The sequence below is a fragment of the Pseudoalteromonas sp. A25 genome (assembly GCF_009176705.1).
In the GTDB taxonomy this organism is placed as follows: domain Bacteria; phylum Pseudomonadota; class Gammaproteobacteria; order Enterobacterales; family Alteromonadaceae; genus Pseudoalteromonas.
Window position 1 is genome coordinate 3,678,487 of the sequence record NZ_AP021846.1, and the last position, 20,661, is coordinate 3,699,147.

A 20,661-nucleotide genomic window follows, 5' to 3' on the forward strand; every position below is an offset into this window, starting at 1 on the left:
TAATATGGTTGCAAGCCTATTTGAATAAGGGATCTAAAGTGATTAACCCAGCAAAAATTGAAGAAATCGCCAAGCAAATTTCCAGCAACATGCCACAAGGTGTGAAAAATTTAGCCGACACATTTGAAGCAAAGACCAAACAGGTCATTCAGAATAAACTGGCGGAGATGGACTTTGTTAGCCGAGAAGAGTTTGATATTCAAAGTAAAGTGCTTATTCGCACCCGTGAAAAATTAACAGAATTAGAAGCAAAAGTCGCTGCTCTAGAAGCTAAACTAGAGCAAGCTGACGATTCAGAGTAAGTCGTACTATAAGTATCGTTTTGCCACTTGCTCAACTGCTTGAGTATATCCTGCATTGATATGCTCTGGCAGTGACGTTTGCGCTTGCACCTCATGTAATAAGCCATCTTCTAGGCCATACACCCAGCCGTGAATAGTTAAGGCTTGCTCACGAGCCCATGCGTCTTGCACCACATTGGTCAAACAAACATTGCGTACTTGATCAATCACATTAAGCTCACACAAGGCCGCACAACGCTTACGTTGTGTAATTGATGTCAGTAATGCTTGATGTTTCTCTTTTACATCTGCCACATGACGCAACCAATTGTCGATAAGACCAAAGCGCGCTTCATCTAAAACCGCTTGCACACCGCCACACCCATAGTGCCCTACCACCATAATGTGCTCAACTTTAAGCACTTCAACGGCATACTGCATAACAGACAAACAGTTATGATCTGTGTGCACAACCACATTAGCAACATTACGGTGCACAAATAACTCGCCAGGCATTAAGTCAACGATTTCATTGGCAGGCACGCGAGAGTCAGAGCAGCCAATCCATAGATAATCAGGGTTCTGCTGCCTAGAGAGCTTTGTAAAAAACTCAGGATCTCTTTGCTGGGTGCGTTTTGCCCATTGTTGATTATTACTTAAAAGATGATCTAGCGAGCACATCGGCTTTCCTTATCTTTAGCCTTCGCTTGGATCAAAATATTCCTCGGCGTTAGCTGTTTATCACAAAATTCTCTAAGAGCAACATCATACCCTGATGCCTCTAAATATAAAGCCCTATCAAGGACTAGCCATATCTCAATGGCACGTCGAAAAGCATGACGTACGAGCTCAATTCTATCTGTTATTTTTTTACGTTGCTGGCCCTTTTGAAGATACAACTCATAGTTACACTCACGAGGCAGTACCACTTTCTTCTGTTTGGCCGCCCACTGACAAAATTGCTCAAACGACCCTGAGAAAATAGCTTTATTCACAGAAGGTACGCTGACATACTCGCTTATTCCTGTTATATCGCGGCGCAAAGCATCAAAACCTAAGCGCCAAGTAACTTCCTTTTTGCGCACTTTTGCGACCCGCCCAGGGGCTGTCACAGTTTCTTGTAATGCCAGTTTCATATCACTATGCGTTAGCGCCAATGTGCTATGCTTGCCCACTTCACTCATGGCTTGATAGCTATCATCAGTGAACAAATGATAACAACATGGCGATAAGCTGATTTTTTCACAGCCAGCTTGTACCGCGTTCGCCATGAAAACTTGATGCAGTCGCCCACAGGCGTGCAGGGCTACAGCATGCTGTTCAGGTTCAAAACATGTTCGAGTGTCATCTTTTAACACATCAGCGCAACTAAAAGTCATTGCTAAATTTTGTGTTTCAGCACTGTGTCGACCTTGCTCACACAAAGCCGCCTGTAGCTCAATACTATGAACATGTGGCGCACCATTGAATGCGAGAATACGCCCTAAATGCCCCTTTCCAGCACACCACTCCAAAACTGGTAGCTGTTGCTCATCAATGTGGTTAACAAAGTCCTGCAACTGCAGTAACTTTCTTCCTTTGATCCCATTGCTTAACCAAAACGGTAACGGCATTACATCGCGCTTTTGATAAGGTAATTGCAGCAACGAATTCAATTGAGCAAGCTCTGGTATGAAAGCGATTAAAGCATGTTGCAACTGAGTCGGATCATTATCTAATTGAGAGACTTGCTCATCACTGAGCGACATCAACCAAGCGTTTAACTGACCACTCCATGGTAAATCATATGCTTCAAAAGCCACTAGTTGCCAGAAAGCTTTCGTCTTAGAAAGTAAGGCATCGAGGCTATTAAATCGGGTCTGTAACTGCATACTCAAAGGCGTAAAACACACATTGCAAAAACGCTATTCTACCTCTTTTTTGCCCGGTTGTGTTTTATGCTTGAGGCGGTACTTCAAATTACGCGAAAAAATCAAATGCAGATATAAAGGAATACACAAAAAAGTCAAAATAGAGGCTGCTATCAGCATCCATGACCACTGATTAGATTCTTGATTGGTTTTTGGATGATACACGAAATTATCCAAAAGGCTTTCATCACTGCCTTGTGAGTAACCATAGAGCTGTGCAATCCACTGCCAGCGAGCCACAGACATACTACCTATTGAAATACCCGCTTGAGTAATAAAGGGGCGCAACGTATCCGCTTCATAGGCAAGCTGCTCCTTACTCTTGTCGGGGTTATACTTACTTCTGATCACATCAATGCTTTCATTCATATTCAGCATCGCGTAACGCCAACCTCTTAAACTTGCCTGACGAAATTTTTCTACCATCGCGGGCTTTTGTGCAATGAGGTTTTGGCTGGTAAACAAGATATCGCCATAAACATTGATACCATATTGTTTTGGACATATCTGCCGTGTTGCAACCCCCTTTTGCCGCATCTTAAATGGCTCATTGGTCACATAAACTTGCAAGGCATCAAAGAGTCCTTTTTCAAAGTCTGCCATTGGATACAAGCCAGAATAAAGTGGCAACTGCGCAATATCGACTCCAGCCTGCCTTAGCATCACTATCAATTCAGCATTTTCAGCCTTACCCAAATAACTGATACGCTTACCTTTGAAATCTTTAGGTGTATATATCTGAGAGTCTTCTTTGACCATCCAACAATAGGGCGAAGATTGTAAAATAGCAGCCAGTGCGACCAATGGCTTACCTTGTATGCGTGATTGTAATATGCCTGAGTGTGTCACTCCAAAGTGCGCTTGACCTGCTAGTACTTTAAAGTGCGTATCTGGACTGCTGGTATCGGCTGGCAGAATAGTTACGTTTAGCCCTGCCTGCTCGTAAAAGCCTTTCTCTTTGGCCATGTAATACCCTGCAAATTGAAATTGATGAACCCACTTCAATTGCAGCACGACGTTTTCCTTGGCACTGCTAAAGCAGCTGAATAGCAGTACCATAATATACGCTAAGCCGCGCATACTCTTCCTTGCTTTGTTATGATGGTGTAATCATAACTATAGAAAAGCACACCTTAATTGCAAACTAACCCGCTTTTCTTTGTGCTGCGACAGGCTTTTGCAAATACCGCGCAAAACACGGGTTATACGTTTCTTCGCTGTAGTGATACCCAAGCTTTGAGAGGTGACTATCAAACAAGGCATAATCTTGAGTCGGAACATCAAAAGCAGCCAATACATTCCCCTCAGCGGCGCCATGATTACGATAATGAAACAGCGTAATATTCCATTCACTACCCAACGTATCTAAAAACCGTGCCAACGCGCCAGGATATTCAGGAAAATCAAAACGGAACAATCGCTCATGAATGGCGACGGGCGGTTTACCACCGACCATATAACGCAAGTGCAGCTTGGCCAACTCATTGTCAGAAAAGTCCTCAAATGCATAGCCATTTTTATAAAGTTGACTCTTTAGTTCATCTAATTCTATCTGCCCACCACGTAAACCAACACCCACAAAAATTTGTGCGTCCCCTTCACCGGCATAGCGATAATTGAACTCTGTGATTGAACGACCACCTAAAGATTGGCAAAAGCGCTTAAAGCTGCCTTTTTCTTCGGCAATAGTCACCCCGAACAACGCCTCATTTTTTGCACCAAGCGCTGTGCGCTCCGCGATGTAGCGTAACCTATCAAAGTTCAAATTGGCACCAGAAAGCACCGCGGCCAAATTAAGGCCTGCACGTTTACCTTGTTGGCTCCATTTTTTTAAACCAGCCAGAGATAACGCTCCTGATGGCTCTGCTATGGCGCGTGTTTCTACAAAAATATCTTGTACGGCAGCACAGATCTCATCACTGGTTACGGTAACCACCTGATCGCAAAACTTCTGAGCGAGCCGAAAAGTCTCACTACCGATAATTTTTACTGCAACACCATCCGCAAACCCCCCGACTTGCTCAAGTTCAACAGGCTCTCCCGCTTCCATCGCCGCTTTCAAGCAGGCGCTTTCTTGCGCCTCTACACCGATAACTTGGATATCGGGTCGTAATGACTTGATGTATACCGCCATTCCCGCCAGTAAGCCTCCGCCGCCAACAGGCACAAATACGGCATCAAGTTCATGTAACTGCTGCATTAATTCACGGGCCACCGTACCTTGGCCGACAATCACATCTTTGTCATCAAAAGGAGGGATAAACACCGCCCCATACTCTTCAATTAACTCAAACGCATGCGCTTTGGCAGCATCAAAGTTATGACCATGCAGCACAACTTCTCCCCCCAAATTACGTACTGAGTTCACCTTGATCTCTGGGGTGGTTACTGGCATCACTATAATTGCTCTATGCCCTAAATGCGCAGCACTAAGCGCGACGCCTTGTGCATGATTTCCCGCTGACGCGGTGATCACTAAGCTATTTTCGGGTAACTGGCGAAGCTTGTTATATGCGCCACGCAGTTTAAAAGAATACACAGGTTGCTGATCTTCACGCTTAAGCCATACCTGTTGACCTAAACGCTCTGACAAGCCTTTCATTTCGCTAACTTCTGTGACTTTAGCCAAAGGCGACATATCCGCTTGGATAATCGCTCTAAAGTAATCTAATTCTTGCGATACCATGGCTAGCTTAGCTCCTCTAACTTAGCCAAATCACGTACCGCACCTTTATCTGCACTGGTTGCTAATAATGCATAAGCCTTCAAGGCCGACGACACTACACGCTGACGGTCTAATGGCTTGTATGCATCTTTACCACGCGCTTCTTGTTTTGCTCTACGCTGCGCCATTTGCTGCTCGTCAAGCAATAGGTGGATCCCACGATTAGGTATGTCAATTTGAATTAAGTCCCCATCTTCCACCAATGCCAATGCACCACCACTGGCAGCCTCTGGAGAAGCATGACCAATAGATAACCCTGATGTACCACCAGAAAAACGGCCATCGGTTAACAGAGCACAGTCTTTATCTAATCCCATAGACTTGAGGTAACTGGTAGGATAGAGCATTTCTTGCATGCCTGGTCCGCCTTTTGGACCTTCGTAACGAATAACAACCACATCGCCTTTTTTCACACGGCCATTTAAAATGCCATCTACAGCGTCATCTTGTGACTCAAATACCACGGCCGGCCCGGTGAAATTTAGCATTTCATCTACCACACCCGCGCTTTTTACAATACACCCATCGGGAGTGAGGTTACCCGACAGCACAGCAAGGCCACCATCTTGTCTAAATGCATGCTCAATACTGCGTATGCAGCCATTTTCTCGGTCTAAATCTAACTCATCCCAACGGTACTCTTGGCTCATCGCTTTGGTTGTACGAATCCCCGCAGGACCCGCGCGATAAAACGTTTGCGCTTTGCTATTGCTGCTGTCTGAGGCGTCCCAACGTTTGATCACCTCGCCCAAAGTGCCTCCAGCAACATGACCCACACTTAAATCAAGTCGCTCACCTTTTGCAAGCTCGTTTAACAGCCCCATGATGCCACCTGCACGGTGTACATCTTCAATGTGATATTGCTGGGTGGCTGGGGCAACTTTACATAAAAATGGGGTATTTCGAGATAGTCGGTCAATATCACTCATATCAAAATCGACACCACCTTCTTGTGCCGCAGCGAGTAAATGCAGCACCGTATTCGAAGATCCGCCCATCGCAATGTCTAACGTCATCGCATTCACAAAAGCGGCTTGGTTCGCTATGTTTCTTGGTAATACGCCATCATTATCTTTGCGATAATATTCATCGCAAAGTGCCAAAATACGTTTGCCAGCGGCTTCATAAAGTTGCTGTCTGTCTTTGTGAGTGGCCAGTGTTGTGCCATTACCCGGTAATGCGAGACCCAGAGCCTCTAACAAACAATTCATAGAGTTAGCAGTAAACATTCCTGAGCATGAACCGCACGTCGGGCAGGCTGAGCGCTCTACTTGATCGGAATCTTCATCGCTAACACTCGGATCAGCGCCTTTCACCATCGCGTCGACTAAATCTAGTTTGATATCAATATCTGCTAGACGTGTCTTTCCTGCTTCCATTGGTCCACCAGAAACAAACACCACTGGAATATTTAAACGCAGCGCAGCAAGTAACATCCCCGGCGTGATTTTGTCGCAGTTAGAGATACAGACCATGGCATCGGCACAATGAGCATTGACCATGTATTCAACTGAGTCGGCAATCAAGTCTCTAGAGGGAAGAGAATAAAGCATACCGCCGTGGCCCATTGCGATACCATCATCTATCGCGATGGTATTAAACTCTCTAGGTACACCGCCTGCGTCTCGAATCGTTTCTGCCATTAGTTCACTGAGCTGGTTTAAATGAACGTGGCCTGGTACAAATTGGGTATACGAATTCACCACGGCTATAATTGGTTTTTCAAAGTCACTATCGGTCATCCCGGTTGCTCGCCACAGGGCGCGAGCACCTGCACGTTGTCTGCCTTCAGTGGTGGTTTTGCTTCTCAATTTAGCCATGGTTTTTACCCTTTAATTATGCGATGCCTCACTTAGCAACGACTTTTCCTCATTCCCAAAAAGTGGGTCACCCGATGATGACCCTACCAATTTTTTATTACTCGTTGATATAGTCTAACCAGCCATTGCTGTCTTCGCTTTGGCCTTTCACTAAATCAAAATATGCTTGTTGTAGCTCTGCGGTGATAGGTCCGCGCTTACCGTCACCAATTTGAATTTGGTCAACGCTACGTACTGGTGTCACCTCTGCCGCGGTACCTGTCATAAAGAACTCATCTGCAAGATACAGTGCTTCACGTGCAATCGCTTCTTCACGCACTTCATAGCCACGCGCTCTTGCAAGTTGCATAATAGTGTCACGCGTTAAACCAGGTAAGATACAAGCCGTAGTTGGTGGAGTGAATAGCACGCCATTTTTAATAACAAATAGATTTTCGCCCGCCCCCTCACTTAAGTAACCGTTGACGTCAAGGGCGATACCTTCAACATAACCGTGGCGCTTTGCTTCAGCCGTAATAAGTTGTGATGACAAATAATTACCACCCGCTTTAGCACCTGTAGGCATGGTATTTGGCGCAAGTCGTGTCCACGATGAAATACACGCATCCACCCCTTCTTCTAAGCTTCCATCACCTAAGTATGTGCCCCACTCCATTGCAGCAACGCTTACATCCGCTTTATGAGATTTAGGATGAACTCCTAAACCCACATTACCCAAAAATGCGAAAGGACGTAAATAAGCGTTAGTAAAACCGTTGGCTTTTACTGCATCTTTACATGCCTGCATCAGTTCATCTTCAGTGAACGGGATCTCAATGCGGTAGATTTTCGCTGAATCATAAAGACGCTTAATGTGATCTTTAAGACGGAAAATCGCCGGACCTTTTGGCGTATCATATGCGCGAACGCCTTCAAACACTGAGCTACCATAATGTATCGCATGGCTTAAAATATGTGTTGTTGCTTGCTCATATGGGATCATCTCACCGTTATGCCAAATTAATTCCGATGTTTTTGTCATTATGTAATACCTTGATTATTCTTTTCTGAAATAAATTATTTAAATTGCCTGTTGCTGTAGTGTGTGCAAATTCACATGCTGCACCTCTACAAGCTTACTCAGTTGTGACGTCAATAGATAGATAGGCCTGTCACTATCTACAGTCATTTTGACTTGAAATTGTTCATCTTTTGTCTCTAACTCTAAATGCGTAAGACGAAAGCCACGATGTCGTGCCACACGCAAAAAGCGCTCTACCGCGATGGCTTGGTTCTTTACTGCAACAGTTAATTGGTGTTTCATTGGGCTTTCTCCGTCATCATTTCATCATTTGCAGCGCCCGGTGGAACCAGAGGCCATACATTTTCTTTATCATCAATACAGGCATGCAATATATAAGGCCCCTTACTGCTAACTAGCGCATCTATCGCATCATCAACCTCATTAGCATGAGTAATAGTTTGACCTGGAATACCAAAAACAGCAGCTAATGCCACAAAGTCAGGGTTATCAGATAAATTGGTTTCGCTATAACGCTCTTCAAAAAAGAGCTGTTGCCACTGACGAACCATTCCCAACCGTTGATTATCCAAAATCACAATTTTTACCGGTAAATTATTACGGCGAATAGTCGCTAGTTCTTGAATGTTCATCATGATTGAGCCATCGCCAGACACCGTGATCACCATGTCATCGGGGCGAGCGATTTGAGCACCAATTGCAGCGGGTAGGCCGAAACCCATGGTGCCCGCGCCACCACTGCTTAAGTGATTAGATGGATGGGTAAACTTCATATGCTGTGCAACCCACATCTGGTGCTGGCCTACATCACAGCAAACCACACCAGTATTGGGCATTTTTTGGCTCAGCTGATTCAGTAAACGCGGTGCAAATACGCGCTCGCCTGGGTAGTCGTAACGCCACGCGTGCTGCTTTTTAAGATCAGAAATTGTGGCTAACCACTGGCTGTCGGTCACAAAACAAGCAAGCTGAGGGATAGACTCTTTAAGATCAGCGATCAGTGACGCTTGCGCAGGCTTACGTTTACCAACTTCAGCGGGGTCTATATCCAAGTGAATAACATCCGCTTTGGCTGCAAACTTTGCTAAGTTACCAGTGACACGGTCATCAAAACGCGCACCAATACACACCAATAAATCGCACTCTTGCACAGCAATATTTGCCGCTTGACCCCCATGCATACCCAGCATACCTAAGTCGTATTCGTAATCGGGGAGTACACTGCCAAGGGCTTTGAGTGTCGACACTGCTGGCATATGTGTTTTTTCTAAAAATTGCATAAGTTGCGCTTGTGCATCTGCATTTTGTACGCCGCCGCCAACATACGCCACGGGCCTTTTAGCTTGCGATAATAGTGACTCTGCTTTTTGCACTTCTAAAGCAGACACCTTTGGAAGCGACTCGTCAAGCGCCAACCAGGGATGAAATGGCACTTGTGCCAGCTGGATATCTTTTGGGATATCAACCAGTACTGGTCCTGGTCTACCTGACTGCGCAAGATGCATTGCCTCTTGTAACACCTCAGCCAAGTCTTCTGCTTTTTCAACCATGTAGCTGTGTTTCGTACACGATAATGACATCCCCAGTACATCCACTTCTTGAAACGCATCGGAGCCGATAGCCGCTGTAGGTACCTGACCGGTGATAGCAAGTAATGGCACAGAGTCCAGCATCGCATCAGCAAGCGCGGTGACTAGGTTAGTTGCTCCTGGGCCTGAAGTTGCAAAACACACTCCTAATTTACCCGTACTGCGAGCGTAGCCTACAGCTGCAAACCCAGCCCCTTGCTCATGACGCGTCAGATAGTGCTTTACAGGCGCACCATACAAAGCGTCATAAATTGGCATGATCGCGCCACCTGGATAGCCGAATACCTCTTTAACGCCATGCTTGGCTAATAAATCGATTAAAAGTTGTGCGCCTGTCATTGTCATCCCCACTGCCAATTGCTTGCTGATTGTTAACTTAATTTTTGCCTTAAAACAAAAAAGCCCCCCGAACTTTTCAGTGCGGGGGGCTTTTACTAATACTTTTCTTACAGCACTAGTTCGCCCCCGCGGTAATAATAATCACCACGTTGATAATCACGACTAGAGTAAGTGCTGTGTTTAGCATTCTTTGTATCACCAAATAAATTTTTTACTACAGGCAACTCTTCGTATTGTAGAGCCCATCCTGTTCCTTTTTCTATTAGTAACCCGCACACACTTTTAAGTCAACCATAAATACTATGCTTATTTAAAATGAAAAATAACAAAAACTAGTAAATAATTCCAAATATTGAGCCCAAAGAGAATTGATTAACCCAAGCGGGGCTGCATTGTTTAATAATTACTTGTAAAAGCTAGGTTTACGGCAGAGCTAATTTTACAAAAATAAAATGATTTTTATGCACTTTCCCGCTATATGCGTAAGATACTTCTACTATCAAATTGTCAGGACGCTTATGTTTTACAGGTTACGTAGAAGCTGTTTTATCAGCCTCATGTTTTTTGGGTTGCTATTTAGTCAACTGAGCAATGCGACCCCAGCACTTTTTCAAGTTGAAAAAAATGGTATCAAGTCACACTTATTCGGCACTGTCCATGTTGGTACTGCAGATATGCAAAAATTACCAAAACAGGTACTAAAAGCCATTGAGTCGAGTGAACTTATTGCCGTAGAGGTTGACCTTGACTCACTTAGCGCCTCTCAAATACAGCAGATTTCCGCTCCTTTTATGTTGCTGCCTGAAGGAACTGCGCTAGCTGATGTGATGAATCCTACGCACTATCAAAAATTAAAACATTACTTGAGCACAGCAGGCCTCAGTATCTCACGCTTTCATCGGCACCGCCCTTGGGCCGTGATGATCACTCTTCTACAAATGGAGTATAAGAAGCTAGGCTTTAGTGAACAATATGGTATCGATAAGCAAGTACTCACCTACTCAAAAAAATTGCGTAAAAAAGTAATCGGGCTAGAAACCTTACAACAACAATTGGCCATGCTGAGCGCACTCGAAATACAAAACGAGGCTATGTTTGAAGAAACGTTTGAGCACTTAGACGATATTAACTTCTACTTTCTTGATTTAGTAAATGCTTGGAAAGCGGGTGATATGAACAAGTTATCACAATACTACGCACGCAGTTTTGACGACTCTACATATGGTAAATACTCCGAGCAGGTCATGCTGGTTGAGCGTAATAAGCAATGGCTTGAAACGCTCAGCGCTTTACTCCGAAAGCAACCTACTTTTATAGCTGTTGGTGCACTACATCTACCAGAACAACACGGACTAATTAACTTACTAAAACAAGCGGGCTTTAAAGTAAGTAAATTAAATTAATATAAACAAGCATTTAGATTACTAAACTTTTAAGCTGCCGTTAAAAATCCCATGTCACTTAATACTTTAATAAGGGCTTCTTGTTGCAGCGGTTTGATCAGGTGTTCATCAGCACCAAGCGCTATAGCTTTAGCTAAATCTTGCTGCTCATCATTGGCTGTTACAACAATGATTATCGTGTCGAGATGAAGCTGTGTGCGTATATGCGCTATTGCTTGATAACCGTCCATATGGGGCATGTTCAGATCCATAAAAATGATATCAAAAGACTGTGATGTCAAAACATCCACCGCTTCTTTGCCATGATGAACATGCAGTACGTTAAAGCCCAGAGTGTCTAACTGTCTAGACAGTACAAGCGCATTCACTTTATTATCTTCAACTAATAACGCAGTTTTTCCATCAGCACTAAGCTGTTTCTCTGCGACGCTTGGCGCTTTAGTAGAAACGGGAATACGAAAACTCACGCAGGCACCACCTTGAGCCAAGTTATTAAATGTAATCTCACCAGATAGCGCATTAACCAGCCATTGGCACCGAACAAGGCCCAACTGCATACCTTGAAAGTGATTATTACCCTCTTCGTAGACTTCCAATGATGTAAGTAGCTCTTTTCCAAACCCAGGCCCATGATCTCTTACTTGCACAAACAAATGCGCGGGCAAAGGGCTGAGATGCAATTCGACGATTAGTTCAATTTCACCTTTATCATTAAATTTAATTGCATTATCAATTAGCTGGGAGCATACCCACGCTAAGTGATGGTGGTCACACAACAAATGTATATCATCTTTTTGCGACAATTTTACGGTGAGAGACAGACCTTTTTGATGCGCCGCAAACCGATAAGGTGCAACAACTGTTTCAAGCGTATCACCCAAACTGGCATAGCTATTTTGAATTTTAATTTTCTCGTTAGACCAACGGCTAAAATCTTGCATTTCATTAATTAAAATATGTAGTTGGTTAACCGATGTAACGGCCTGCTCTAACTGATAGGTTTGCCGCTCTTTTTTATACAGATCAAGATACCCTAAAATGGATTGCAGTGGCGTACGCAACTCATGACTGGCGCGAGCCAAAAAACGAGACTTCATACCCAGTGCTTGTTCCGTTTTGGCTTTCTGTTGCTTTAGTTCATTGAGTCCATCCAGAACTTGCTGCTCCATCGGGCGAAAGATGAACTTCGCCTCCAGTAGTAGCAATAACATGGCGAGAGCCCAAATAGCGATCTCAATATACCGCAAACGCTCAATCCCCAGATTTGAGCGCGCTTCAAATAACGTAACGGCATGATCAAGGTCAGCTAAAAGTGTTTGTGATACCAAATACAAATCATGCAGCTCTGCGGGGTCTTTAAGTTGAATTTCTCGGATACGCTCAACAAACAGCTTACTGCGCTGGTTAAGCATCGTCGGCTCAGAAAAATACCAAGCACTTAAACTTTTAGAAGAAAACTGCTGCTTAACTAACAAATCAGTTAAAAAGTCATGATTTTGCGAGAACAGATCAATAGCTGCTTGTAACTGATTGTAAACTTCACTGGATGAGTCGGGTTGGCCCTCAAGCGTCTCTAGCCGATAGGCATGAAGCAGCACTTTTTGCGATAGCATCCGTTGCATACCCGCTACATTTATAACTTCGGCATCTATTTGTTTTTTATATAATAGTGCCTGCATTAACCCGGCAGCTATAGAAACCAATAGTGCCATAGCCAGCAGTGCAAAAATGTACCGGAATCGAATAGATTTAATAAGTTTTAACATAAATGGGCTTACCCTATACACGCTCTCAAAGTGTAGTCTAATTTATATCGAATGGGATTTAGCCACTTGACACCCAGACGGCTAAAATGTTTCAATGCGCGCTCACCCTATTTTAAGGCCAAGAGACAGAGTCGCTTGGCCTAGGGCTGGAAGAGGTGCGTTATTCAGGTAATTGTGTGGAGGGGAGCAAACCCTAATGATACACAATGAGGGGAATTAACGCCGAGAAGTTTAGCGTATTTGCGTTGCGTTAACTTCGGGCGACTGGGCTGAATCCCAGCGACTGTCACCAATTATTTTGTGTTAAACACAAAATAACTCAGTTTGGTGGAGAGCTTCTGGTCTTAGAATAATAAGGCCATTTGCCTTGTCATTTTTAAGTCCATTGCTCTTCGAATTTTAACTGTTCGAAGTTTGGACTCCCTCCAAAACTCCGGACACGATATAAGTTCGGTAGAGATGAAATCACAATTCGATTTATCCAACTATCCGTTATGGACGGCTTTAGTAACGCCTTTTGACGCGCAAGGTCAAGTTGACTATGACACTTTAAGCACACTGGTCGCAGAGCAGCAAAGTGCCAACAATGGTCTATTAATTTTAGGCAGCACGGGGGAAGGGCTTGCGCTTAGCCAAGGTGAGCAACGTACGATTGTTGAACATGTTTGCGCTTTATCTCCGTCAGTACCCATTATGGTCGCTGTGGGCGGCTTTAACCTAGCAGAGCAACTTGAGTGGCTCGCATTTTGCGATACTTTACCGATTGATGCCTACTTACTTGGCTCCCCACTTTACGCAAAACCAGGCATCGTTGGGCAAACTCAGTGGTTTGATGCCTTGCTTGGTGCAACAGAACGCCCATGTATGATTTACAACGTACCGGGGCGCAGTGCAGTCGCAATCAGTCCACAAGTCCTAAACAACCTAAAACATCACCACAACCTTTGGGCTGTAAAAGAAGCCAGTGGTGACATTGCCACCTTTGAAGCGTTTCGCCAAGCTGCGCCCAATGTAGCCATTTTTAGTGGCGACGATGCGCTTATGCCCTACTTTGCCCAAGCGGGTGCTGCGGGTTTAGTATCAGTGGCTGCCAATGCTTGGCCAGAACAAACTGCCGAATTTGTGCGACGCTCATTAGCAGGCACTTTCCCAAACTTATTCGCAACCTGGACGGACGCGGTTAACAGCCTATTTGCTGTGGCAAACCCAATTCCCGTTAAAGTGCTGATGCATGCGCAAGGTAAATTGGCCACGCCAAACCTACGCCCTCCTTTGACACACCTTGAGCTGCCTTGCAGCCAAGCACTGAACAACGCAAACGAATCAATTTTATCTTGGAACTAAGGCAATCATTATGAGCTGGTTAGAACTATTAAATAATTTAGAAAACGGCAGTGTGCGTGCTGCAACGCAAGACGAAAATGGCAATTGGCACGCCAACGTAGAAGTAAAGCAAGGTATTTTAGAGGCATTCAAAAACGGCACTAATACCGAGTTTCCGGGTGGCTTTGTTGATAAGCACAATTTAGCACCGCAAGGCTTTGCTGCCGATGCAGGTGTGCGTATGGTACCAGGTGGCACCAGTGTACGTCGTGGCGCTCATGTTGCTGCGGGCACCATTATCATGCCACCAGCGTACGTAAACATCGGTGCGTTCATTGATGAGGGCACGATGGTGGATAGCCACGCGTTAGTCGGCTCATGTGCACAAGTAGGTAAAAATGTGCATTTAAGCGCCGCTGTACAACTAGGTGGAGTATTAGAGCCAATCGGTGCAAGCCCAGTAGTGATTGAAGACGATGCTTTTATTGGCGCGGGTTGTGTGATTGTTGAGGGCGTAGTCGTTAAAAAAGGCGCGGTACTGGCGCCGGGTGTACGTTTGTCGGCAACTATTCCAGTATACGACTGCGTGAATGAACGAGTGCTGGACAAAGGCGAGCCAATTCCAGAAAACGCCATTGTGATCCCAGGCTCTCGCCCATCATCAAGTGCATGGGGCCGCGAGCAAGGCTTAAGCATGTCATGTGCACTTATCGTCAAATACCGCGATGAGAAAAGTGATGCCTCACTAGAGCTGGAAGAGGTATTACGCTAATGCCCTTTTTGAGCACCGCCCATCGTCAGGTGATTGAAAATATCACCCAAACCGAGCAAACACCGTTTTTTATTTACGACTTAGATGCGCTATTGGCACACCTAAAACCACTTACAGAGCAATCGGTAGTGAAGTTATGGTACGCCGTAAAGGCCAACCCATTGTCAAAAATAGTGCAAACGTTGGATAAAGCAGGGTTTGATTTTGACGTAGCAAGTTCTGGCGAGTTAAACCAAGTTTTAGCTCAAGGTGTTTGCCCCTCACGCGTGCTCAACACTGGACCTGCCAAATCTAAAAGGCAGATCCAACACTTTTTGTCACAAGGGGTTCGCACCTTTGTGGCAGAAAGTCACAATCAAGTGGCTTGGCTCAACCAAGCTGCCAGCGACCATAATATTCAGTTACGTGTTTTACTGCGCGTGCAATTACGCTGGCCAGAAGGCGAAAAAAACCCATTAGGTGGTGATAGCTTAACGCCATTTGGGCTCGGTACAGAGCAATGGCAATCTTTGGATATTACCTCATTCAGCTCACTTGAGTTTGTTGGCCTACATATTTTCCAATGGGGTAATATGCTCAGCACCGATAAACTAGCAAGCCTGTGGTCACAAATGGTGCCACCTCTAACTCAGCTGGCTGACGACCTTGGCTTTAAGTTACGCATTTTAGATTTGGGCGGCGGTTTAGGCATTCCTTATACTAAAGATGAACCTGCTCTTGCGTGGCCGCAATTAGTTGATGCCCTAGCCACCATCAAAGCCTCATCGGGTGTTGAAGAGTTATGGATGGAGCTTGGCCGCTATGCCGTAGGCGAATGCGGTCATTATGTAAATTCAGTTGTAGAACAAAAACAAAACTACAATGAACACCAATTGATCGTTGCAGGCGGCATTAACCATATTCTGCGCCCCGCAGTGACCAATCAAGCTTTTCCATGCACCTTATTGCGTGAATCAAACGCCCATGCGAGAAGCTATCTGATCCATGGGCCATTGTGTACTGCACTCGATCATCTTGGCCGCCACACTTTACCCTGTGATATCAATGAAGATGACTGGCTAGTGTTCAGCCAATGTGGTGCCTACGGCTTTACCGAAAGTATGCCGTACTTTTTGTGTCACGAATTGCCAGCTGAATATGTGATAGAGCAAGGCCAAATAACGTGCGTTCGCGCATCACAAGCGGCCAGTGAGTACTTGAGGTAATCAGAACATGAACCAAATCAGCCAAGAAAATATCCTAGTGGGCGAAATCGCCAATGGCTTACCGCTGACCATTCCTGTTTATCGACTAACAGGAAACGGCAGTGGTCCAAAAGTGTATATTCAGGCCAATATGCATGGTGCTGAGGTGCAAGGTAACGCGGTTATTTACCAATTGCTTGAGCAGCTAAAGCAACAAACACTGGCCAGCGATATCACCTTAGTACCGTATGCCAACCCAATTGGCTGTAACCAAAAATCAGGGGAGTTTACCCTCGGTCGATTTGACCCCATAACGGGCACCAACTGGAACCGCATGTACCACAACCACACCAAGCTGGTTGATGAATTTGTTACAACGCACTTAAATAGCTCGCTTGCAGAAATCAAACAAGCATTTAAGCACTTACTCGTGCAAAGCACTCAAGCTGTATTAGATGGCCCAGCCCACAGTATCAATACCGGCAAACGTATTGCACTTAATTTGCAGCGCTTGGCACACGAGGCAGATATTGTGCTCGACTTACACACCGGACCAATTTCAGCAAAACACTTATACTGTCCTGAATATGCTAAACCAAGCGCAAGTTATTTTGATATTGAGCATGTCTTATTGATCCCTAACGAATTTGACGGCGCAATGGACGAAGCCTGCTTTTGTCCATGGTGGTCACTCAGTGAAGCGTTTAAGCAGCATGGCCGCGATATCCCCGTATTGGTGGAGGCGTTCACTGTGGAACTAGGCTCACAAGAAAAAATCGACTTAGCTGAGGCCAAAAACGACGCCAACAGTATACTTAGTTACTTAACCCACAAAGAGGCATTGCTTAATTCACCCTACCAGCCAAAAGCAATGGCCCGCTATGGCTGTATGTTGACAGATTACTTAGCCTTTTATGCGCCAATGGGCGGCATGGTAGAGTATGTGGCGCCTTTAGGTGCGCATATTAAAGCGGGTGATACCATCGCACATATTTTGCGTATGGAGCGCTATTTAAGCGAGCAACCACTGCAAGTCATTACTCTAGATACAGATGCCATCGCTATTTTGCATTTTGCCTCAGCATCGGTGAATCAAGGCACCGAGCTCTATAAGTTTTTTACCAACTACTTTGAACTCTAGTTGGCACCCTTTTATTGCGTGAGAGTAAGCAGGCTTTGGCAAGCTTACTAAGGTATGGCGGCATTCGCCGCCAGCCTTTTTCTTGCTAATTTCTACTACCACCTTTACTCACGGCACTATTTGGTTAACCGCAATTTCATTTAAAAAGTGTATACTATTGCGACAACCACCAAATAAAACAAGCAATTATGAAACTGCATTCAATACTATACAGTCTTGTTATGAGCGCTATCGCTTTCAGTTCAAAGGGTTTTGCCCAAGAAGAGCAACAAGATGAAATCGATTTGGTACAACAATGCATAATGAATGAAATATTAGCAGGAGACCAGAGTAGAACCGTTGCACAACTTAGAAAAGCCTGTGCTAAGGTAACTAAAAAGCTCAGCGTACTTGATAAAAGAATGGCCCGAGAGAGAGTCACACAGACTAATCGTAATGTGATCACGCCACACCATCGCAATTATATTCTACCCGTTTCATATATCACCAACCCCAATAGCCGCCCTTTCAGTGGCTTAAAAGCGCTCAATGACAAACAGGGCGAGCCACTTGATAATTTTGAAGTAAAATACCAAATATCGTTAAAAGTGCCGATTTACACGGGGTTTGCAGACAAAGATCAAGCCGTGTATCTAGGTTTTACACTGCAATCTTTTTGGCAATTTTATAATAAAGAGATCTCTTCACCATTTCGTGAAACCAACTATGAGCCCGAGCTATTTTGGCTCAACTTTTTAGATGATGACAATGTCTTGTGGGGCGATGAAATGGCCTTTGCCCTAGGCATTAGTCACCAATCAAACGGCCGCAGTCAACCCAACTCTCGCTCTTGGAACCGCATTTTCGCCAACTTTATCTGGGAAAACCGCGGTTTTGTATTTAGCTTTAAACCTTGGTATCGACTACCTGAAGATAAAAAAACAGACGTACTCGCGGCTAAAGGCGACGATAACCCAGATATCTACAAATATATGGGCTATTTTGAGCTCCGTGGCGTTTATCGCTATGAAGAACATGAATTTGGCTTTATGACCCGCAACAACCTAAATAGTGATAACAAAGGTGCGATTCAATTAGATTGGTCCTTTCCAATTTGGGGCAGACTGCGCGGTTATGCCCAATATTTTAACGGCTACGGCGAAAGCATGATTGACTATAACGCCCATATTCAGCGCTTTGGTGTAGGGATTTTGCTTACTGACATCCTCTAGCAAAACGGTGCAATGCGTATAGTTTGTTGCAACTCATACCTCTAACCCTTGCATCCAAAAATCTTTCAATTGGCTAGGTGAAGCGCTAGATAATGACAGAGCAAATTTTTCACTATGAAAAATTTGCTCTGCAATCTGCCTACCGATTGTTTGTATAGTGGTTGTTTTGTGAATTCTCAGCTGATAAAACGCACGTAACTTGTGTTCTAGTATTCCCGGTCCACTAAGTAACCGAGCTAAATGCCACGCATCTTCAAGCGCTTGACATGCCCCTTGCCCTGAGGTTGGCAAAGGCCCATGAGCCGCATCACCAATGATGACTAAATTATCTTGATGCCAGTAAGGCAAAGGCTCCACATCGTGCACAAAAATGCGTTTGAGAGATTGTGGATGATAATGACTAAGCACATGCTGCACGGGTTTAGCCCAATGTGCAAATCGCTGCTGCATGTCATCCAACCAGCTCGATTCGTTGCGTGTTCGGTCCATTGGTGTCTGCCACCCCGCCGCCCAATAGCACAACCCCGGTTTGGCTGGCACTACACCAAATCGCATGTGGGGCGCTCGATAATCTGCAATGGCATGACCCATTGTGCCGCCCAAACAGTCACTGATACCAATAATATTAATAAAGTGGTGATAACGCAGCGGCCGACTATTTGGGAATAATAGCGCTCGGGTGCAAGACGCCATGCGCCCATCAGCGCCGACTACTAGGTCATACTCTTGCTGCAGTTCTTTAAGCTCGACAACGGATACTGAGCGATTAAATTGTGGGTAAATGCCCAACTTTTCGAGCCTTTGTGCTATGAGATACGCCAAATCGCGGCGCAATATGGTGACGCATGGGTAACCACTATTATCGGCAATCGCAGATAAATCCAACTCCCCCAGTAGCTGACCTTGGCTATCATACTGCTTGAGCTGCAATGGTTGCCCACCTAAACGCAACGCCATGCTAGAGAGGCCCATCTTATCGAGCACCCACATTGCATTAGGCCACAACGTCACCCCTGCGCCCATCACAGAAATTTGGCTGTGCCGCTCAAATAATGTTACTGCCATTCCTTGTTGTTTAGCTAAAATAGCCAGTGCCATCCCAGCAACACCGGCCCCCACAATTGCTATACTACAGCTCTTTCTCATCACCAATCCTGCAACAAATAAATTGATAGTCATTGTTACAAAACCAATTATTGAGATAAATTAGAGAATATTACGTTGTTAATCCCATTTTTTGGGAGAATATATGATTGAGAAAGTAGAACTTCCGTGGCTGCTGAGCTTTTTATCGGTATATAACAAACTGAGCTTCAAGCAAGCAGCCTGTGATTTACAGTTGCCTACCTCCAATGTGAGTCGTCATGTTGCCCTACTCGAAGAGCAGTTGGCGGTAAGGTTGTTCGAGCGCACGACACGCAAAATGGTCGCCACAGAGGCAGGCATACGTTTATATGATGCAGTTGCACCACTGCTGCAAACACTCAACGACAGCCTCAACTTAGTCTCAAAACAAGGTCAAACGCTATCAGGGCCTTTAAAGCTCATCATGCCAGATTTACCTTTTTTGGCACAGTGTATTGCTGATTTTTGCGCTGAGCACCCTTTGTTGGAACTGCGTTGTGATACGCAGCTGGTGCCTTCCCAAGGATTACTGGATGGTTTTGATCTAGTGCTAAGCTTTGCCCGAGGTGCTTTGCCTGACTCTAACTGGGTAGCTAAAGAGCTAGCCCGCTGGCCAAGTGTGATAGTGGCATCCCCAGCGCTTTTAGCCAATCACCCAGCGCCTGATAATCTTGCTGCGCTCAGTCAAAGCCCCTGCATCACCACGTTTACAGCGTTGCAGGGTATGCCTTGGAAGTTTAAGCAAAAGCGCACTGTTCACGTTCATTCGAGTTTTAAAGTAAACAGTGGCCATATGGCAAAAGCCGCGGCGCTGCGTGGTTTAGGGTTTGCCATATTACCCTTACATACTTGTCACACACAGCTTAAAAATGGTCAGTTGCAGCGCATAAACTTAGAACTGGAGCCAGAAGATCTGGTGCTTTATGCCTACTACTCAGGCAGACATTACCCACAGTTTAAAATCCAAGCCCTCATAACTCATCTCTGTAAACAATTTGAGAAAAACGTTCTATAAACAAAAAGGCCATCAATCAAATTGATGGCCTATAAG

18 protein-coding genes and 1 riboswitch are annotated in these 20,661 nt (G+C 45.0%); of the genes, 8 read left to right on the top strand and 10 right to left on the bottom strand.

Annotation, left to right across the window (positions count from 1 at the left end):
- Positions 1–38: 38 nt before the first annotated feature.
- A complete protein-coding gene (gene ubiK, locus GDK41_RS15815) occupies positions 39–302 on the top strand; it encodes a ubiquinone biosynthesis accessory factor UbiK (RefSeq protein WP_152087302.1) in 264 nt (87 codons plus the stop codon).
- Positions 303–308: 6 nt separating this feature from the next.
- Here ubiK and can read toward each other — a convergent pair whose 3' ends face one another.
- The 8 genes from can to ilvG all read right to left on the bottom strand — a co-directional run bounded on the left by can (position 309) and on the right by ilvG (position 9,685).
- Complete coding sequence (gene can / locus GDK41_RS15820; RefSeq protein WP_152087303.1) at positions 309–962, bottom strand: carbonate dehydratase; 654 nt, start codon at positions 960–962, stop codon at positions 309–311.
- On the bottom strand, positions 950–2,152 hold the full coding sequence (locus GDK41_RS15825) for a methyltransferase (RefSeq protein ID WP_152087304.1): 1,203 nt from the start codon (positions 2,150–2,152) through the stop codon (positions 950–952). Before GDK41_RS15825 ends, can begins: the two co-directional genes overlap by 13 nt.
- Before the next feature lie 33 nt (positions 2,153–2,185).
- Positions 2,186–3,271 (bottom strand): ABC transporter substrate-binding protein, encoded by a 1,086-nt coding sequence (locus GDK41_RS15830; protein ID WP_152087305.1) that lies wholly within the window; start codon positions 3,269–3,271, stop codon positions 2,186–2,188.
- A gap of 64 nt (positions 3,272–3,335) precedes the next feature.
- Positions 3,336–4,877: a threonine ammonia-lyase, biosynthetic gene (gene ilvA, locus GDK41_RS15835; protein ID WP_152087306.1), complete on the bottom strand. Its 1,542-nt coding sequence runs from the start codon at positions 4,875–4,877 to the stop codon at positions 3,336–3,338.
- Positions 4,878–4,879: 2 nt separating this feature from the next.
- On the bottom strand, positions 4,880–6,736 hold the full coding sequence (gene ilvD / locus GDK41_RS15840) for a dihydroxy-acid dehydratase (protein ID WP_152087307.1): 1,857 nt from the start codon (positions 6,734–6,736) through the stop codon (positions 4,880–4,882).
- Positions 6,737–6,833: 97 nt separating this feature from the next.
- Positions 6,834–7,757 carry a branched-chain amino acid transaminase gene (locus GDK41_RS15845; protein WP_152087308.1) on the bottom strand — a complete coding sequence of 308 codons (924 nt, stop codon included), beginning with the start codon at positions 7,755–7,757 and terminating at the stop codon, positions 6,834–6,836.
- Positions 7,758–7,796: 39 nt separating this feature from the next.
- Positions 7,797–8,039 carry an acetolactate synthase 2 small subunit gene (gene ilvM / locus GDK41_RS15850; protein ID WP_152087309.1) on the bottom strand — a complete coding sequence of 81 codons (243 nt, stop codon included), beginning with the start codon at positions 8,037–8,039 and terminating at the stop codon, positions 7,797–7,799.
- Positions 8,036–9,685, bottom strand: coding sequence for an acetolactate synthase 2 catalytic subunit (gene ilvG / locus GDK41_RS15855; RefSeq protein WP_152087310.1), 1,650 nt, complete (start codon positions 9,683–9,685; stop codon positions 8,036–8,038). Before ilvG ends, ilvM begins: the two co-directional genes overlap by 4 nt.
- A 518-nt stretch (positions 9,686–10,203) precedes the next feature.
- On the opposite strand from ilvG, the gene GDK41_RS15860 reads away from it, so the two are divergent.
- Entirely contained in the window at positions 10,204–11,088 is an 885-nt protein-coding gene (locus GDK41_RS15860; protein WP_232056479.1) for a TraB/GumN family protein, read from the top strand.
- A gap of 29 nt (positions 11,089–11,117) precedes the next feature.
- Here GDK41_RS15860 and GDK41_RS15865 read toward each other — a convergent pair whose 3' ends face one another.
- Complete coding sequence (locus tag GDK41_RS15865) at positions 11,118–12,767, bottom strand: response regulator (protein ID WP_232056480.1); 1,650 nt, start codon at positions 12,765–12,767, stop codon at positions 11,118–11,120.
- Positions 12,768–12,996: 229 nt separating this feature from the next.
- A riboswitch (Lysine riboswitch) is annotated at positions 12,997–13,200 on the top strand.
- Between the two features lie 113 nt (positions 13,201–13,313).
- Between GDK41_RS15865 and dapA the strand changes: the two genes are divergently transcribed.
- From dapA to GDK41_RS15890, 5 genes are all read left to right on the top strand, one after another.
- Positions 13,314–14,198: a 4-hydroxy-tetrahydrodipicolinate synthase gene (dapA, locus tag GDK41_RS15870; protein ID WP_152087312.1), complete on the top strand. Its 885-nt coding sequence runs from the start codon at positions 13,314–13,316 to the stop codon at positions 14,196–14,198.
- A 10-nt stretch (positions 14,199–14,208) separates the two neighbouring features.
- Positions 14,209–14,949, top strand: coding sequence for a 2,3,4,5-tetrahydropyridine-2,6-dicarboxylate N-succinyltransferase (locus GDK41_RS15875; protein WP_152087313.1), 741 nt, complete (start codon positions 14,209–14,211; stop codon positions 14,947–14,949).
- Positions 14,949–16,154, top strand: coding sequence for a PLP-dependent decarboxylase (locus GDK41_RS15880; protein ID WP_152087314.1), 1,206 nt, complete (start codon positions 14,949–14,951; stop codon positions 16,152–16,154). Before GDK41_RS15875 ends, GDK41_RS15880 begins: the two co-directional genes overlap by 1 nt.
- A gap of 7 nt (positions 16,155–16,161) precedes the next feature.
- Positions 16,162–17,274: a succinylglutamate desuccinylase/aspartoacylase family protein gene (locus GDK41_RS15885; protein ID WP_152087315.1), complete on the top strand. Its 1,113-nt coding sequence runs from the start codon at positions 16,162–16,164 to the stop codon at positions 17,272–17,274.
- A gap of 221 nt (positions 17,275–17,495) precedes the next feature.
- On the top strand, positions 17,496–18,485 hold the full coding sequence (locus GDK41_RS15890; RefSeq protein ID WP_232056481.1) for a phospholipase A: 990 nt from the start codon (positions 17,496–17,498) through the stop codon (positions 18,483–18,485).
- 33 nt (positions 18,486–18,518) lie between these two features.
- Here GDK41_RS15890 and GDK41_RS15895 read toward each other — a convergent pair whose 3' ends face one another.
- Complete coding sequence (locus GDK41_RS15895; RefSeq protein ID WP_232056482.1) at positions 18,519–19,664, bottom strand: FAD-dependent monooxygenase; 1,146 nt, start codon at positions 19,662–19,664, stop codon at positions 18,519–18,521.
- A gap of 70 nt (positions 19,665–19,734) precedes the next feature.
- Here GDK41_RS15895 and GDK41_RS15900 point away from each other — a divergent pair, with 70 nt between their 5' ends.
- The gene (locus tag GDK41_RS15900; protein ID WP_152087318.1) at positions 19,735–20,625 is read left to right on the top strand and encodes a LysR family transcriptional regulator; all 891 of its coding nucleotides are present in this window, start codon (positions 19,735–19,737) and stop codon (positions 20,623–20,625) included.
- The last annotated feature ends 36 nt before the right edge of the window (positions 20,626–20,661 follow it).